Raw genomic sequence first — 17,231 nt, 5'->3', positions numbered from 1 at the left:
CACAGGGTTTCCTAAAATGCATGTTATAAATGCGCTAGTACCTTGCATATCTGCTAATATTAAGCAGAACCCCTATAGCCATTAGCATTAGTGTCAGGGAAGACCCCCCGTAGCTCAGAAATGGAAGTGTGATGCCCGTAACAGGCATCAGACCTGTTACAACCCCGATGTTGATCATTACCTGAATAGCGACCATTGCTATAATCCCAACAGCCAAAAAACTCCCATATAAATCAGGGGCGCCAAGAGCTATGCGGATGCCTCGCCATAAGAGAAGGGCAAATAACAATATGACAAAAGATCCTCCAATAAACCCAAGTTCCTCAGCTAAAATGGCAAAAATAAAATCTGTCTGCGGTTCAGGAAGATAGAAAAACTTCTGTCTGCTCTGTCCCAGACCAAGGCCGAACAGCCCTCCAGGCCCAATTGCATATAAGGATTGGATAATCTGGAAACCGCTGCCCAGCGGATCCTCCCATGGGTCAAGAAAGGATGTAATCCTCTTTATTCTGTAAGGGGCTGACAGAACCAGTGCCACAAATCCGGCCAGACCTGCAGCGGCAAACCAGACAAAGTGGCTGATTCTGGCCCCTGCAATGAAAATCATGACAACACAGGTACCCACCATTACAGTTCCAGTCCCTAAATCAGGCTGCAGCATAATTAATCCAAATGCTAAAAACACCAGTCCTAAAGATGGTACAAGACCTTTCCGGAAAGAAGTGATCAGCTTTTGTTTTTCGGAGAGGAATTTTGCCATAAACACAATCATGGCAAGCTTCATAAACTCCGAAGGCTGGATGGAAAATGCACCAACGCCAATCCAGCTCCTGGAACCGTTTCTCACATTGCCTACGCCCGGAACCAGTACCAGAAGCAAAAGCACAAAGCAGATGATGATTAACACTTTTGCCCAAGTTCTCCAGGTCCAATAATCCACATTCATAATAAAAAACATCGCAATAATTCCAACTCCGGCAAAAAGCATTTGCCTTTTCGCAAAAAAGAAAGAATCGTCAAATTTATAATCTGCCCATATTGCACTGGCACTGTATACCATAGTCAATCCTACAGCAAGCAGCGTTAAAGTGACGATCATTAATATAAAATCGGGAGTGGTTTTTTTAGCCGGCAACGAAAACACCTCGAATGCAAGTTTTAGGGCTGTCAAGTAGAACAATATGCCCTGCCGAAATAAGCTTACCCGCTTTCCGGCAGTTTTTTGTTCCTTTTTAAAGCCTTAAATGCCACGCGAGGAAGATTAATGCCTTTGCTGAAAGTTTCTAAGTCCCGCAGACAAGCCCTTAACTAAGTTTATGCACCGCATCTATAAACATGTCTCCCCGAACCTCAAAAGTTTTATATTGGTCCCAGCTTGCACAGGCAGGGGAAAGCAGAATCACATCTCCCGGCTCCGAAAGCTTAAAGGCTGCAGGTACGGCTTTTTCAACATTATCGACACGCTCAATTGTTTTTATTCCCGCTTCCATTGCTGCTTTTTCAATCTTTTCAGCAGTTTGCCCAAAGGTTACCAGAGCCTTTACCTTTTTAAGAGATGGAATGAGTTCATCAAAGCTATTTCCGCGGTCGAGACCTCCTGCAAGAAGAAGAACAGGCTGATCAAATGCTGCGACCGCATTCTTCGTTGCAAGGATGTTCGTTGCTTTAGAATCATTATAAAATTTCCTGTTTTGATGTTCTCCAACATATTGCAGGCGGTGCTTTACACCTGTAAACGATCCCAGGACCCGGCTGATGGCTTCATTGCCCACCCCTGTCAGCTTGGCAGCAGCCACTGAGGAAAGGATATTTTCAAGGTTGTGCTCTCCTGGCAATGATACATCCTTTCTTTCCATCACTTGTTCATCATTAAAATAAATCCAGCCATCTTTCACATATGCACCTTCAGACAGCACTTTGTAAGTCGAAAAAGGAATGATCTGAGCCTTTGACCGGGCAGCCGCTTCCATTACTTTATCCTGGTCGGCATTGACAATGAAATAATCCTGTTCAGTCTGATTCAGCGTAATGTTTGCTTTGGCTGCATGGTATTCTTCTCTTGTGCCATGGTAATCCAAATGGGCATCATATAAATTGGTTAAAATGGCAATTCTCGGCCTGAATTCCTGAATGCCCATCAGCTGAAACGATGAAAGCTCAATTACGATATTGTTTTCTTCCGCGGCATTCTGGGCAACTTCGGAAGCTACTGTACCAATATTTCCAGCTATCAGCGGCATCTTGCTCCCTGCCTGAAGCATTTCAAACACAAGTGTAGTGGTTGTCGTTTTTCCATTTGTGCCAGTAATCGCAATAAAAGGAGCTTCAGAAACCTGATAGGCAAGCTCCACTTCTGTAATAACCGGTATGCCCTTTTCAAGGGCTCCTTTTATCATTGGATTATGATAAGGTATACCGGGATTTTTTACAATCAGTTCAAATCCCTCTTCAAGAAGTTCAATGGGATGGCCACCGCAAATAACTGTAATCCCCTGCTCAAGCAGTCCTTGTGCTTCAGGATTTTCTGCAAGCGGCTTATAATCATTAACAGTCACAAATGCTCCAAGCTTATGTAAAAGGGAAGCTGCACTCACTCCGCTTTTCGCCAGCCCCAGTACTAATATTTTCTTATGTCGATAGCGATTGACTTCTTTCACTTACACCCACACCTCAATATAAATTCCTAAGATTGCAAACAATAACCCAACCGTCCAGAACGTAACAACAACCCGCCATTCTGACCAGCCTACCAATTCATAATGATGGTGAAGCGGGCTCATGCGGAAAATCCGTCTGCCGGTGGTTTTAAAGGAGGCCACCTGCAGAATAACAGATAATGTTTCAATAACAAAAACCCCGCCGATAATGATCAGGATGATTTCAAGTTTTGTCAGGATGGCTATGGTCGCAATAGCACCGCCAAGAGCCAGTGAGCCTGTGTCTCCCATAAACACCTTTGCAGGATGGGCGTTAAAGACAAGGAAACCCAATACCGCTCCAACTACTGCTACAGAAAAAATGGATACTTCAAATTGGGATTGATTCCAGGCCAGTACTGCAAATGCTCCAAAAGCGATTGCGGCAGTCCCGGAGACAAGTCCATCAAGTCCATCTGTCAGATTGACAGCATTAGAGAATCCGACCAGCCAGAAAATAATAAATAAAACATATCCCCAGCCCAAATCAATCGAAATATCTGTCAGCGGAATATGTACTTCTGTTGAAAAGTCATTCTGCTTATAAACAAAATAAAAAATCACTGAAATAATAATCTGGCCCAGAAGCTTCTGTTTTGAAGTCAGGCCTAAATTACGCTTCAAAACCACTTTAATAAAATCATCGAGGAAACCGAGGAGTCCAAACCCCAGGGTAACCAGAAGCAGCAAATATGTTTCTACTGCAGGCTGTGAAAATTTACCGGTCATAAATAAAGTGGTCATCGTGACGGAAAGAAGAATCATTATCCCGCCCATTGTCGGAGTACCTGTCTTCTTCATATGGGATTTCGGGCCTTCTTCACGGATGCTTTGCCCAAATTTTAACCTTCTCAGGAAGGGAATGAATATGGGAGACAGCAATACCGTAATTAAAAAACCTGCCAATATTGTGAAAAAAATAACTTGCTCCATCATACTTATCCCCTCCTTTCGCGCTTGGCATAACCCGCAGCTTCCGCTAATCTTTCAGCCATTACAGCAATATCATATGTTGTTTCGTTTTCTTTAAGACTTTCTTCATCCGAAATAAGGAAATTAGTTGTGTTCATCTTTTCTTCTGCTTTACTTAATTTATTAATATATAATTCCATGATATCCTTTAAGCCTTTCGTTAAGTCGTTTGTATAAAAAATAGGGAAATGATTTGGGGTGTATGCCGGAGTCTCGGCATTCTCATTCCAGACAGCAGCAACAGCCCCTCTTTCAATAGCTTCCTTCAGATTTCCGTCTTCCTCGTAAGGAATATAAATTCCTTTTGGCTGCAGGTCAGAAGAGGACGATGCCACGGTATGAAATTCCAGCTCATTATCCTTTATTCCTTTGACAGCCGGAAACAATCCCGCTAAATCCTGATAAGTCAAATACATTTTATCGCTCCTCTATAGCCTCTTTTGCCACCAGACGGTCATCAAAGTCAAAAACATGGCTGCCTACAATCTGATAGGTCTCATGGCCCTTTCCTGCTATTAAGATAACGTCTCCTGCACTGGCATTTTTCACCGCATAGTGAATGGCTTCTTTTCGATCGACGATTATTTTATAACTTTCTTCTTTTACTCCCTCTTCCATATCCCTCAGGATTTGGATCGGGTCTTCACTTCTCGGATTATCTGAAGTAAAGATTGGGTCTGTACTGTATTGGCAGGCAATTTCTGCCATTAACGGTCGTTTGGATCTGTCTCTGTCTCCTCCGCAGCCCACGATGGCGAAAATGCGCTTCAGGGCAAATTGCTTTACCGTTTCCAGCGCATTTTTCAGGCTGTCCGGTGTATGTGAATAATCAACAATCACAGAAAAATCCTGGCCTGCGTCTACGGTTTCAAATCTGCCGGCTACTCCTTTAACTTCTTCTGCAGATTTAATGATTTGAGAGATTGATATGCCTGCAGCGATACCTGCTCCAATACTTGCTAGTACATTATAGATGCTGAACTTTCCTATCATTTTTAAAGAAACTTTATGCTTTCCGAATGGAGAGATTAAGTCAAATTCCGTACCGGCAGCAGTCATTTGAATATTAACGGCCCGCAGATCAGCTTCCTGATCAATTCCGTAGGAAATGACATGAGCAGCCGTCGATTCTTCATATTCTGCGGAAGCAGGGTCATCTGAATTTAAAATGGCATACTTCGGTTCTCCATGATTATAGGCGCTTCCAAGCTGGGCAAACAACAGCCCTTTTGCTCTTCTGTATTCATCCATCGTTTTATGATAATCCAGGTGATCCTGTGTCAGGTTCGTAAATACGGCTATATTAAAATCACAGCCATGAACACGGCCTTCAACAAGTGCATGAGAAGACACTTCCATTACAGCTGAATCCACACCAGCATCTGCCATTTTTCTAAATGTACTTTGCAAAGTCAGGCTTTCAGGAGTAGTATTTTTCACTTCAAAAGTTTCATCGGCAATCTTCGTATACATCGTGCCAATTAAGCCGGTTTTCCTTCCTGCATCAGCAAGAATCTTTTCAATTAAATGACTTGTGGTTGTTTTGCCATTAGTCCCTGTTATGCCAATTAGATGAAGCTGCTTGCTCGGCTGTTCATAAAAAGCATCAGCCAGCACGGCCATCGCCCGTTTTGTATTTTTAACTACTATAACCGGGATATCTAAGTCCAGCTCTTTTTGGGCAATTACAGCTGCTGCGCCTTTTTCGGCAGCAGAAGCTGCAAAGTCATGGCCATCCACCGTATAGCCCTCAATGCAAATAAACAGACTTCCAGGCAGAACTTTCCGGTTATCGTTAACAATCGCTGTGATTTCAGGGTTTTCCCCTTTATATGTCATATAAGGCTGTAAAAATCGCAGCAGTTTATGTAATTCCATCTTTACCATTCCTCTCATGTTAAACAGAGCAAACTATTCCTTTTTTAGTGAAGCTGGCCAGTATAAAGTGAAACTTCAATTAGTGGGGAGTGCTTTTTCCCCGCTAATTGTTAGTTGAACCAATCGGGCCTATACGGGCAGTTTGACCCCCGCTTATCACCATTGATTCCTCTGAGTCTTGAAGTGGGGTCTTACTGCCCGTTAGACTGCGATAAATAAATATAATCAAAATAACATTCTAAATGATGGCGATATATATTGTACAGGATAATTACTTTTTTAGCTATTTAATATATAGAAGCCAAACCTTGAAAATATGTTACAGTTTCCTTACAAACAAAAAAATTCAGGCGGCGCAGGAGGAAGCCGCCCTCATTCTTATTCTTATTTGTCATCAAAATAAAGGCGGATCGTTGAACCTTCTTTTAACTTAATGCCCGGCTGAGGCGTTTGCTTCACCACCGTATTTCCTGTCCCGCTGGCATCAATTTTCAGGTTTAGATATAGTTCACCGAGGTCTTTCTTTGTCAGACCTACCATATCCGGAACCTCAATCATCGGGGAATCCATCCATGTCAGCTCTTTTTCAATTTGATCTTTGCGAGGCTTTACACCCATTGCCCGCAAACTGTCCCCCATGATTTCTCCTACAATCGGAGCGGCAACAACACCCCCAAATTGAACGGTTCCTTTTGGATTATCCACAGCCACATACACGACGAGCTGAGGATCATCAGCAGGTGCAAACCCTATGAATGATACGATATGGTTATTTTCCAGGTACCGGCCATTTTGGGCTTTTTGTGCAGTCCCGGTTTTCCCCCCAACACGATATCCGTCAACGAACGCTTTTTTTCCTGATCCTTTTGCCACAACTGATTCAAGCGCTTTGCGGATTTCATCAGATGTTTCCTTTGAGATTACTTTTCTCTTTGCATCAGGTGATTTTTTCATCAATATTTCCCCGGTAGCAGGATTAATAAGCTCTTTGGCTATATAAGGGGTATATAGTGTTCCGCCATTAACGGCTGCCGAAATGGCTGCTACCTGCTGAATCGGGGTAACGGAAACTCCCTGTCCAAAAGCAGTAGTTGCCTGCTCAACAGGACCAACCCGATCGAGATTAAATAGAATCCCCTTCCCTTCGCCCTGCAGGTCGATACCGGTCTTTTCGCCGAACCCAAAGTCGCGGATATATTTAAACAGTTTTTCTTTGCCTAATCGCTCACCCAGCTCTACAAAACCAGGGTTACAGGAATTCTGGACTACTTCCAGATAAGTCTGGCTGCCATGGCCTCCCTTTTTCCAGCATCTCAGTCTGGCACCGCCAACTTCAACAGATCCCGGGTCGTGGAAATGATCCTTTTCCAAGTCTACCTTTCCCTCTTCTAACGCAGCTGCCAGAGTGATAATTTTGAATGTAGAACCAGGCTCGTATGTACTCCAGATTGGCAGGTTGCGGTTGTAAATTTCCGGGGGTACATTCCTGAAATTTGCAGGGTCAAAATCGGGCCTGCTGGCCATGGCAAGAACTTCTCCATTATTTGGATTCATGGCAATTGCTATTATTCCATCAGGGTTGTATTCAGCCTGGGCAATATCAAGCTCCCTTTCTACGATTGTCTGAATCTTGGAATCAATGGTGAGCTTTAAATCCATTCCATCAACTGGCGGCTTGTAGTCATCCGCCATATCGTTCATCCGTTCACCCTTTGCATTCGCATAAAACTTAACAGATCCTTTTTTTCCCTTTAGTTCTTCATCATAATATAATTCAAGACCCATAAGACCCTGATTGTCAATTCCCGAAAATCCCAAAACATGCGATAGGTAATTACCAAAAGGATAGTGGCGTTTTGAATCTTCACCAATGTAAACTCCTTCAATACCCAATGCACGGATTTCTTTCGCTTTTTCATGGGAAATCTTTCTGCCTTGAGGAATCTTCACACTTGATGCCCTTTTGGTGATAAGCTCATAGGCTTTTTCTTTTGGCATATTCAGTACTGCAGCCAATTTCTCTGCAGCATCTGCAGGATCCTTGATTTGTCTGGGTACAACATAGACAGTTGGAGCACTGACATTCGTTGCCAGCGGAACACCATTTCGGTCAACGATTTCTCCTCTTTCCGGCTCGAAGGGGATATCTCTGCTCCAGAGCTCCTTTGCGCCATCTGTAAGCATATTCCCCAGAAAAAACTGAACATATCCCAGACGCAAATCAATTATAAAAAAAACGAGAATACCAACAAACAACGCTGCAGTCAGCCGTTTTCGAACGGTTACATTTGAAACACGCATGTACGGACGAACCTCCTTAAATTATGGCTCGTTCCAATATATGCTTGTACCAAAACGAATAGAACGCACTGCCGCACATCCGGCAGTACGTTCTCCATTTAATCAAGCACTGCTTCCTCTTCTTCTTGCTTCTCTTCTGATTTGACGTTCTCCTCATTATATTTCTCAGCAGGATGCTCAAGTTCGACTATTAAATAGTCACCTTCCCTAAGTGTAGAACCGGCTTTTAGATTTTGTTTCACCACATATCCGCTTCCAACAGTATTAAGCTTTAAGTCAGCAAGCTTTGCCACCTTCATGACGTCCCTTAGCGACCATCCAGACATATCAGGCACTGTTAATTCGCCATCCGTCTTTAAGATCACTCGTTCGCCTTCAAGCAAATTGTACATATTGCCAGGGACCTGCCTTTGCACCTTGGTGCCCTTTCCCAGCACAATAGCTTCAAATCCGGATTTTTTCAATTGTGCTTTTGCTTCCTCAACTGTTTTTCCTTCCACTTCAGGCGCTTGTTCCGAGTTTGCCTTTAGTTCTTTTGCCGGTTCTATATTTAAATATTGCAGACTGCTTTTCATTACCGGTGTAAAAATCTTAGCAACAGGTTCTGCACCATTTGTACTGAGGTCAATATCCGGCTGCTGGACCGCTACATAGATGATCAGTTCAGGATCATCTTTTGGCGCCATGCCTAAAAACGAGAAGATAAAATTTTCATGACCTGTTAAATATCCCCCGCCATTTGGATCGGGGATCTGGGCAGTCCCCGTTTTTCCCGCAACCTCGTAGCCTTCGATATTATACCTTTTATACCCTGTTCCTTTTTCAGATGACACAACTGTTTCCAGGATATCCCTGGCTTTCTTTGCCGTTTCTGCAGAGATGGGATTTCCCTTCACCTTCGGCTTTGTTTTTTTCACGACTTCATTTTTATCGCCATCAACAATACTGCTGATGACATGTGGCTGCATCATTTTGCCGTCATTCGCAATGGCGGTAGCTGCCTGTATCTGCTGAATAGGCGTAATGGCCGAACCTTGTCCGAATCCCGTAGTTACCTTATCAAGCGGCCACTCATAAGCGATCTTTCCACCCGTTTCATTTGGCAGGTCAATTCCCGTCGGATTTTCAAATCCGAACTTTGTTATATATTCCCTGTATTTTTCATACCCAAGCTTTTCTTTCACGATTTTCGCAAAAGCCACATTCGATGAACGCTGAACACCTTCAAGGTAAGTAATCGACCCCCAGCCGCGGCCCTGATTATGGTCCCGTATAGCCGGTGAATTTTCGGTCACTTTATAACTTCCTGATTTATACCATTCATTCGGATCAAACTCACCCTCCTCAATGGCAGCAGCCAAAGTAAAAATCTTCATGGTTGATCCGGGCTCAAATGAGTTTTCAATCACTTCATTATGCCAAGTGTCTTCTATGCCTTCCTTAGTTTTCGGATGAAAGGACGGCCTCTGTCCCATAGCCAAAATTTCGCCTGTTTTAGCATCAGCGACTACTGCAACCATTTTTTTCGGCTTATATTCCTCGTCTACTTTATTCATAGAATCTTCGAGGAAGGTCTGGATCTTCTTATCGATCGTCAGATACACATCTTTGCCATTTTGAGCAGGCTGGATTTTTTGATCTCCATTAGGAAGCAGATAGCCCCATATATCACTTTCATAGCTGAATTTCCCATCTTTTCCTGTGAGCACCTTATTTAAGCTCTGCTCGAGGCCCAGCATCCCGACTGTATCGGTCTTATTTGTTTTTGATTTTTTCTTTTCGACATATCCCACTAAATGTGAGGCGAAGACTCCATTTGGATAAAACCGCTTGGAATCTGTAATGAATGTAATCCCGGGCAATTTCATATCTTCTATTTCTCTTTTTGTCTTTAGCGGAAGATCGCGGCCCTCTTTTCCAAATTCAACCTGGAATGGTTTTTCTCCATCTTTTGTTTTCTTTGTTAAAATCCTGTAAATCTCTGACTCTTCCAGGTCAATAGCTTTAGAAAGCGCCGCTGCTGTTTTTCCGGGGTCTTTCACATAATCAGGTTTCATGCTTTTGTCCAGGATTGCTACAAGCTTGTAAGAAATAGTATCCTCGGCAATGACTTCTCCATTTCGGTCATAAATGGTACCCCTTTTGGCCTGAATGGTCTTTTCGCGTTCATATTTCTGCTGAGCCTTAGCCGCAAGTGCGTGACCTGCTGCCTCACCTGTTGCCTGAATAGAAACAAAGCGAAAAATTAATACAAAAAAGAGCAGGCTGAATATTAAAAATAATATCGCTGCTCCAAAATTGATATTTGGCTGTTTCTTCATTAATCTTCCACGACCTTGACATTATTTCCGCTGAATTTGAGACCCATAGCTTCAGCTTTCGCTTTAATGCGTTCGTATGTACTTAATTCGCTCACTTGCATACTAAGATCTGTATTCACTTTGTTCTGCGTTTGGATTGCTTCTTCTGTTTGCTGAATTTCTTTGTTTACTTCGTAAATGGCCGCCTGATTTGAAACCATTTGCACTGCACCAAAACAAACAATGCCAGTGAAAGCAAGTCCCAGTATTTTCTCGCCGGGGGATAGCCAGGACTTTTTTGTTTTTAATTTCTTCGGGGCCTGTACGGGCTGGGTTTGAACATCAAATTGTTTTTCTTCCTGTATTTTTCGGGCTAAATTGCTCATAATTCCCCTCCTGTAATTTATTTTCTCTATTCGATTAAAGCTTTTCTGCTATTCTCAGCTTTGCGGACCTTGCTCGATTATTATGTTCCAGCTCTTCCTCTGAAGGCAGAATCGGCTTTCTGTTAATTAACTTTAAGATTGGCTTATATTCATCAGGAATAATCGGCAGGCCGGGAGGCAGATTTGGTGTTTCGCTGGCTTTTTTAAAGGCAGCTTTACAAATTCGGTCCTCCAGTGAGTGAAACGTAATTACGCTGATTCTTCCATTGGGATTTAATATGTCAATAGCCTGGTGCAGAGAATCTTCAAATACACCCAGTTCATCATTAACAGCTATTCTAATTGCCTGAAAAACACGCTTGGCGGGATGTCCGCCTTTTCGCCTGGCAGGTGCAGGAATGGCCTCTTTAATAATTTCTACCAGCTGGCCTGTTGTTTCTATTGGAGAAACTTCCCTGGCCGCTTCAATTTTCCTCGCAATTTGCTTTGAGAATTTCTCTTCTCCATATCTGAAGAAGATTTTTACAAGTTCACCATATTCCCAGCTGTTTACTACATCATAAGCGGAAATATCAGCAGCAGTATCCATTCTCATATCAAGCGGGGCATCATTATGATAGCTGAATCCTCTTTCAGGTGTATCCAGCTGAGGTGAAGAAACGCCAAGATCATATAAAACACCATCCACTTTAGAAACGCCAAGGTTTTCAAGCTCTTCCTGAAGATACTTGAAATTACTTTTGATAATCGTGATTCTGTCGCCATATTCAGCCAGCTTTTCTTTTGCGTGTGCGATTGCTGTGTCATCCTGGTCAAATGCGTATAGCTTTCCTTTTTCAGACAGCTGGGAAAGAATTAATTTACTGTGGCCTGCTCCGCCCAGTGTACAATCCACATACACACCATCAGGATGGATGTTTAAGCCTTCTACTGTTTCCTTTAATAGTACTGTTGTATGTTCAAACATTGTTGAAAGAATCCACCTTTCCAATCAGAGAAGCACAAGACGCATTTTAAGCATCTGGAGCTAAACAAGTATCTTTGTTTCATGGGAAATTATATTACTAAAACATTCCCATTATATATCAAACCCAATCATATTTTCCGCAATATCAGCAAAAGATTCCTCTGATTCTGCAAAATAATCTTCCCAAAGATTTTTGCTCCATATCTCGATCCGATTGGAAACGCCCAGCACTACACATTCTTTTTCCAATTTTGCATATTGCAGAAGAGGGGAAGCTATATTTATTCTTCCTTGCTTATCTATTTCACATTCAGTGGCACCTGAAAAGAAAAAACGGGTAAATGCACGGGCATCTTTTTTAGTTAGCGGCAGGCCTTTTAATTTCTCTTCAAGCTGCCTCCACTCATCCAATGGGTAGCCAAACAAACATTGATCAAGTCCGCGTGTCAAAACAAATGTTTCACCCAGGTTATCACGAAACTTGGATGGCACGATGAGACGGCCTTTATTATCAACGTTGTGATGGAACTCACCCATGAACATACCCACTGCACCCACTTTCTAACTCAAATGTACCACAATCCCCCACTTTCCTCCACATGTTTTTAATTATTCTACCACTACATTTAAAATCCTGCTTCCTATAAGATATTTGCTTTTTATCCGTTCGTCTTTTTATTACATTTTCTTTAAACTCTTTACTGTTTTTACACATGGTTTTTTAAAGGGGAAATCACAGGTGATAAAGAGGTTTCACCTTCTTTTTTATATAAAAAAGGACCTTATCCAAATGGATAAGGTCCGAAGAATAATGGCGAATATTAAATTTTTATGACTTTGTGTGTCCCATCAAAATCAAACGAGAAATGGAGTAATTCTTCAAGAAAATCTGTCCCATATTTATTAAGGTAATACAGAATATTCCACACTCTCTCCTGAGGAATTCCGCCCGGTCTCAGGGAGTTTTCCGCTTTTTCATATTTTTTTATGACCACATCATATTTTTGCTGTATGGATTTCTGGATTTTATTCTCCATGAATTCTATCTGCTTTAATAACAGCTCTTCATTTTTTTTCAACAGTGGAAGAAGGGCACTAACATCTTTTAATGTAAGCTCTTCAATAAGCTTATAATTTTGTATTAACTGATCCTTTGTTTTACGGAACTGGTCTTCTATGCTTTCATTTTTAATACTCTTTAAATAAACTTCCTTCATTGCTTCCGTTCCTGATATGAGCACAGACTGCAAATCAAGTCCTAATTCGCCAAAATCACTTTCTATAGACCGTTCTAAAAAGGTTATATTTAAACGTGGCATAATAGGAGGCATTTTCATCCCAAACCATTCAAATGCCATTTTAAGTTCAGCCCAATAGGCAATTTCTCCAGGCCCGGCTATAAAGGCAAGAACCGGAAACAGGCATTCCTGAGTGATGGGTCTTGTCACCACATTATTGCTCAGTCTTTCCGGATGATTTTCAGCAATCTCCAGAAGCTCAATCATGGTAAACTCATGGAAGCACTCCTTCCCCGTAAATACCTTTTTCTCCTGATTGAACTCCAAAAGAACCCTTTCTTTATGCTTTTCGTCATAATAGAACAGGTTGGCAGCATTTTCACTTAAATCAATGGCATTTGGAAATCCCGCATTCTTCAGGTTATGCTGCTGGCTTTTCACACGGTTTGTAATTTCTTCAAAGCCTTTAATCTGTTTGCCAAAAATACTGCTTTCAAGTTTGCGGAGCCTTGGGTCACCGGAATCAACCAGAAGAAGCCCTGTTTCTTTAAATAAATGCATGATAATGCCGGCAAAGAAATCCACATAGGTTTGGGAATGCATAATTTTTTCTTCCAATATCAAAAGGAGATTTTTTGTATGTTCGGTCTCTCCAAAAGTTTCAATGATGTCTTCCACCCATGCCCTGCACTTTTCACGGTTCAAAGGGATATTTGAAACCATTTTCTTCTCTAATACTTTTTCAGGATAAGTCATTTTTTCCATTTTATTATTCTTCTCGATAAAAATGTGATTTACTTCCTGATAGTCATGATCCTCGCCGGCAATCCAGAAAACAGGTACAACGGGAATGCCCAGCTTACTTTCCTGCTGTTTTGCAAGATGAATGATTGAGATGATTTTATGTATTGTATAAAGAGGTCCCGTCAAAATCCCTGCCTGCTGCCCTCCGATAATCACTGCACTATTGTCTTGCTTAAGCTTATTTAGCGAGTCATAAACTGCTGGGGAAGAAGGAAAACGATCCATAAACTCTCCAATATATTGAGAAAGTTCATTTCTCATAAACGAACGGCCCTTTAGTTCAGCTAACCTTGCTTTATAATCAGAATCCGAATTATAACGATAGTGAAAAAACTGCATAAGTTCTTCTGTTTGTGCAATATAATCTGTTGCAAACCGGTTTGTTGCCGGTAATGAGAGATTAAGAATCTCCATTAATGAACTTCCTTTCTCATAGCTGATCATTTTGATTTTCATCTTATGAGTATAGCATTGTCTTAATTGAAAAGAAAAAAACTTTGCTTACCTAAAGGCTTCAATTCTAAATGTTAAATTATAATATTTATAAACCTGTTTATTAAGGTATGAAAACAACGGAAGTTACCCTTTGAACCAGACCGATTAGCATCAAGATAATATAAGCTGTTAGATAGAGCAGGAAATTAAATCTCCAGAATCCTTTAAATAAGACACGCATATTAATTTCATGCTTAATTCTCCAATGAATGATAATAAAAATGACAGCTGTAATGAGCAGGGATAGAATAATCATCCATAGAAAAGATTTATCCCAGATAACGATAATTAAATAGTGAACCGACAATATAAATAAAAAAGTGCTGACATCCAAGGCAATATGTACCGACTTTTTATGTTTTTTTGTAATTTGTTTGCTGATAATAAAAACAGCCAGATACCCGAGCAGCGGTATGGTCACCAGCGTTGCAATCAGGCTTGAGAACACAGTGTTCAACTTATTTCCCCCTCTCCCTGCCTTTAATCTGACAATAAAGACTTTCTGTATAAGGAGCAGACATCTTCTTCATTTCAGCTTCCTTGAGGATATAGCCTAAAATAGCATCTATCTCTGTTTCCCTGCCTTCTTCAATATCCTTAAGCATTGAGGATCTGTTCATCCCTGTTTCCTCACAGACACTTTTCACATGGTTTAAAGCAGCTGCTTTATCAGTGATATTTAATATGGCACTTACTTCGTCAAACAACTTTAAAAACAGCTGATAATAATATTTATTCGAAAGCAGTTCACCATTTCTAACACGGAGAACTGCAGTGAGAGGGTTTATCAGACTGTTGACGATTAATTTTTGAATTAGCATTTCCAAATAATCCCCAGCGAAAACAAATGGAAAAAAACAAGATGACGAATCGGATATTTTCTTCAAAAAATCCATATCTCCCTTTAATGCTGCCACTTTTGTGACTCCTACCCCAGTATGTATCACAGTGTCAGGCGCTGTCTTTAAGGCACCATGCTCAACACTGCCCACAAAAAGGTTATCAGCTCCCAGCATTTCTGCCCACTTCAAGTGCCCCATCCCATTTTGCAGAAACAAAAATGATCCGGATTTGCAAGCATCCATCTTCAATAAATCTATTGTCAAATCAGGAATACTGTATTGCTTAACCGCAACGATTGTTAAATCCTCTTCCCCCTTCCACTCACTAAAATGGCATGACTTAACGCGGGTACTGCTGCGGATTCCATTTCTCTCGATTGTAAGTCCGTTTTTGTGCAGCTTATTCAGCTGAATGCTGTTTCTCACATAGATACGCACATCATGATTTTCATTTAAGTAATGGGCAAACAGAAGGCCGACAGCGCCTCCTCCGATAATAGCTATTTTCATAATAGACTCCACCATTTTTACTTTTTAAACATATTTTAACAAAATAAGATAAATTCATGGGTAAAAAGGAATATTTTTAAATGAAATCTAATAGTTATTTCTTAATTCCATTTTCCATCAGCTAAATCCTTTAAAAAAAATCCCTTTTTCGAAAATCGAAAAAGGGATTTTTAATGATGAGTATTAAACCGGATAAACCGGATGTTTCCGGACACTAAATGTCAGTTCTTTAGTCTCATAAAGTGTAAATCGATTAATTAAAACATTTCTTAAATCTGAAGGTGCAACAATATCGTCAACAATTAATTCAGAGGCAAGCTTGTAGATATCAATTGTTTCTTTATATTCCTGCTGTTTTTCCTGAACATACTTAATCTTTTCTTTTGGATCTTCAATCGCATTGATTTTATTGGAATAAACAGCATTTACTGCTGCTTCAGGTCCCATTACTGCAATTTGTGCTGTTGGCAATGCTATGCAGCAATCAGGCTCAAATGCCGGACCAGCCATTGCATACAATCCGGCTCCATATGCCTTTCTGACAACAACAGAGATTTTCGGAACTGTTGCAGAACTCATGGCAGCAATAAGCTTGGCACCATGACGGATAATTCCGGCTCTTTCAACCTTCGTCCCGATCATGAATCCAGGGACATCCGCCAGGAATAACAGCGGAATATGGAAAGCATCACAAAGCTGAATAAACTTCGCTGCTTTGTCCGCAGAATCCACAAATAAAACGCCGCCTTTAACCTTTGGCTGGTTGGCAATAATTCCTACTGGCCTTCCGCCTATTCGGGCAAGTCCGGTAATCAGTTCCGCAGCAAAAAGCTTCTTAATTTCAAAAAAGCTGCCTTCATCAATCAAGGAATCAATACACTCATACATGTCAAATGGGGCATTTTGATTTTTTGGGATGATTTCTTCTAGGGCACGGCCGGATTTTGGCATGACGGCTTCCAGCCTCGCAGGTTTTTCTTTAAAGCTTGCCGGGAAATATGCCAAATACCTTCTTGCTGACTCAATAGCCTCTTCCTCACTATAAGCAAGGACATCACCACATCCGCTGACAGAACAATGCATGCGGGCGCCGCCCATTTCTTCCAGGGTTACCTTCTCCCCGATAACCTTTTCTGCCATCCTTGGTGATCCAAGATACATAGAAGCATTTTGATCTACCATAATAACAATATCACAAAATGCAGGTATATAAGCTCCGCCGGCCGCAGATGGTCCAAAAAGGAGGCAAATCTGCGGTATCATGCCTGAAAGCTTAACCTGGTTATAAAAAATTCTTCCTGCTCCGCGTCTATTCGGAAACATTTCAAGCTGATCCGTAATACGGGCACCGGCAGAGTCAACCAGGTATAGAATCGGAACTTTCAACTTCTCTGCTGTCTCCTGAATACGGATGATCTTTTCAACCGTCCTCGCACCCCAGGAGCCGGCTTTTACCGTTGAATCATTCGCCATTACGCAAACAGTCTGTCCGTTTATCTTTCCAACTGCAGTAACAACTCCATCTGCAGGAAGGTCATTTTCCTGGCAGTTCGCAAATTTTCCATCTTCCTCATAGAATCCGTCATCAAACAAAAGCTCAAGCCGTCTTCTGACAAATAGTTTATTTTGTGCTTCGTTCTTTTCATGATATTTTGGATGTCCGCCCGCTTCTATTACCCTGCTTCTTTCCTGGAGCGTCTCAGTTAATGTCTTTGCAGTAGTCATTCCCATCCTCCTCGAATATAAAGTGAAAATTCAATCAGGACGCCTTATCCCCTGATTGTTAGTCGCGTTCTAGTGTCGCTAAGATCTCCGCTTGCGCTTCGATCAATCGACACTACG

At 41.5% G+C, this 17,231-nt stretch carries 14 protein-coding genes; all 14 read right to left on the bottom strand.

Going from position 1 to position 17,231, the window contains the following annotated elements; translation table 11 throughout:
- Nucleotides 1-34 precede the first annotated feature (34 nt).
- Nucleotides 35-1,135: a stage V sporulation protein E gene (gene spoVE / locus CE058_RS12855; RefSeq protein ID WP_048007890.1), complete on the bottom strand. Its 1,101-nt coding sequence runs from the start codon at nt 1,133-1,135 to the stop codon at nt 35-37.
- A 169-nt stretch (nt 1,136-1,304) separates the two neighbouring features.
- The gene (gene murD / locus CE058_RS12850; protein WP_163143104.1) at nt 1,305-2,657 is read right to left on the bottom strand and encodes a UDP-N-acetylmuramoyl-L-alanine--D-glutamate ligase; all 1,353 of its coding nucleotides are present in this window, start codon (nt 2,655-2,657) and stop codon (nt 1,305-1,307) included.
- Nucleotides 2,658-3,632, bottom strand: a complete 975-nt coding sequence (gene mraY / locus CE058_RS12845) for a phospho-N-acetylmuramoyl-pentapeptide-transferase (protein WP_048007888.1) — start codon at nt 3,630-3,632, stop codon at nt 2,658-2,660. It lies immediately after the preceding gene.
- A gap of 2 nt (nt 3,633-3,634) precedes the next feature.
- Nucleotides 3,635-4,084, bottom strand: coding sequence for a hypothetical protein (locus CE058_RS12840; RefSeq protein WP_163143100.1), 450 nt, complete (start codon nt 4,082-4,084; stop codon nt 3,635-3,637).
- Between the two features lies 1 nt (nt 4,085).
- Entirely contained in the window at nt 4,086-5,546 is a 1,461-nt protein-coding gene (locus CE058_RS12835; protein WP_163143097.1) for a UDP-N-acetylmuramoyl-L-alanyl-D-glutamate--2,6-diaminopimelate ligase, read from the bottom strand.
- A gap of 384 nt (nt 5,547-5,930) precedes the next feature.
- Nucleotides 5,931-7,847, bottom strand: a complete 1,917-nt coding sequence (locus CE058_RS12830; RefSeq protein ID WP_048011612.1) for a stage V sporulation protein D — start codon at nt 7,845-7,847, stop codon at nt 5,931-5,933.
- A 98-nt stretch (nt 7,848-7,945) separates the two neighbouring features.
- A complete protein-coding gene (locus CE058_RS12825; protein WP_163143094.1) occupies nt 7,946-10,168 on the bottom strand; it encodes a penicillin-binding protein in 2,223 nt (740 codons plus the stop codon).
- Nucleotides 10,168-10,533, bottom strand: coding sequence for a cell division protein FtsL (gene ftsL, locus CE058_RS12820; RefSeq protein WP_163143091.1), 366 nt, complete (start codon nt 10,531-10,533; stop codon nt 10,168-10,170). The genes CE058_RS12825 and ftsL overlap by 1 nt, the downstream gene beginning before the upstream one ends.
- A gap of 34 nt (nt 10,534-10,567) precedes the next feature.
- Nucleotides 10,568-11,500 (bottom strand): 16S rRNA (cytosine(1402)-N(4))-methyltransferase RsmH, encoded by a 933-nt coding sequence (gene rsmH, locus CE058_RS12815; protein ID WP_048011615.1) that lies wholly within the window; start codon nt 11,498-11,500, stop codon nt 10,568-10,570.
- A 111-nt stretch (nt 11,501-11,611) separates the two neighbouring features.
- On the bottom strand, nt 11,612-12,043 hold the full coding sequence (mraZ, locus tag CE058_RS12810) for a division/cell wall cluster transcriptional repressor MraZ (protein ID WP_048011616.1): 432 nt from the start codon (nt 12,041-12,043) through the stop codon (nt 11,612-11,614).
- Nucleotides 12,044-12,321: 278 nt separating this feature from the next.
- Nucleotides 12,322-13,956 carry a bacillithiol biosynthesis cysteine-adding enzyme BshC gene (gene bshC, locus CE058_RS12805; protein ID WP_163143088.1) on the bottom strand — a complete coding sequence of 545 codons (1,635 nt, stop codon included), beginning with the start codon at nt 13,954-13,956 and terminating at the stop codon, nt 12,322-12,324.
- Between the two features lie 142 nt (nt 13,957-14,098).
- Complete coding sequence (locus tag CE058_RS12800) at nt 14,099-14,485, bottom strand: DUF3397 domain-containing protein (RefSeq protein ID WP_309486291.1); 387 nt, start codon at nt 14,483-14,485, stop codon at nt 14,099-14,101.
- 10 nt (nt 14,486-14,495) lie between these two features.
- Nucleotides 14,496-15,389, bottom strand: a complete 894-nt coding sequence (locus tag CE058_RS12795) for a 2-dehydropantoate 2-reductase (protein ID WP_163143085.1) — start codon at nt 15,387-15,389, stop codon at nt 14,496-14,498.
- Between the two features lie 183 nt (nt 15,390-15,572).
- Nucleotides 15,573-17,114: an acyl-CoA carboxylase subunit beta gene (locus CE058_RS12790; protein ID WP_163143082.1), complete on the bottom strand. Its 1,542-nt coding sequence runs from the start codon at nt 17,112-17,114 to the stop codon at nt 15,573-15,575.
- Between the last annotated feature and the right edge of the window lie 117 nt (nt 17,115-17,231).

Source organism: Bacillus sp. 22-7, from assembly GCF_010628845.1.
GTDB lineage: Bacteria > Bacillota > Bacilli > Bacillales > Cytobacillaceae > Cytobacillus > Cytobacillus firmus_B.
This window is presented reverse-complemented; position numbering and strand designations above follow the sequence as displayed.

Bases quoted from the DNA above. Each gene is read 5' to 3' on its own strand.
- rsmH (WP_048011615.1), bottom strand. From the start codon at position 11,500: ATGTTTGAACATACAACAGTACTATTAAAGGAAACAGTAGAAGGCTTA.
- mraY (WP_048007888.1), bottom strand. From the start codon at position 3,632: ATGATGGAGCAAGTTATTTTTTTCACAATATTGGCAGGTTTTTTAATT.
- CE058_RS12790 (WP_163143082.1), bottom strand. From the start codon at position 17,114: ATGACTACTGCAAAGACATTAACTGAGACGCTCCAGGAAAGAAGCAGG.
- CE058_RS12835 (WP_163143097.1), bottom strand. From the start codon at position 5,546: ATGGAATTACATAAACTGCTGCGATTTTTACAGCCTTATATGACATAT.
- CE058_RS12830 (WP_048011612.1), bottom strand. From the start codon at position 7,847: ATGCGTGTTTCAAATGTAACCGTTCGAAAACGGCTGACTGCAGCGTTG.
- bshC (WP_163143088.1), bottom strand. From the start codon at position 13,956: ATGGAGATTCTTAATCTCTCATTACCGGCAACAAACCGGTTTGCAACA.
- CE058_RS12795 (WP_163143085.1), bottom strand. From the start codon at position 15,389: ATGAAAATAGCTATTATCGGAGGAGGCGCTGTCGGCCTTCTGTTTGCC.
- CE058_RS12825 (WP_163143094.1), bottom strand. From the start codon at position 10,168: ATGAAGAAACAGCCAAATATCAATTTTGGAGCAGCGATATTATTTTTA.
- ftsL (WP_163143091.1), bottom strand. From the start codon at position 10,533: ATGAGCAATTTAGCCCGAAAAATACAGGAAGAAAAACAATTTGATGTT.
- mraZ (WP_048011616.1), bottom strand. From the start codon at position 12,043: ATGTTCATGGGTGAGTTCCATCACAACGTTGATAATAAAGGCCGTCTC.
- CE058_RS12840 (WP_163143100.1), bottom strand. From the start codon at position 4,084: ATGTATTTGACTTATCAGGATTTAGCGGGATTGTTTCCGGCTGTCAAA.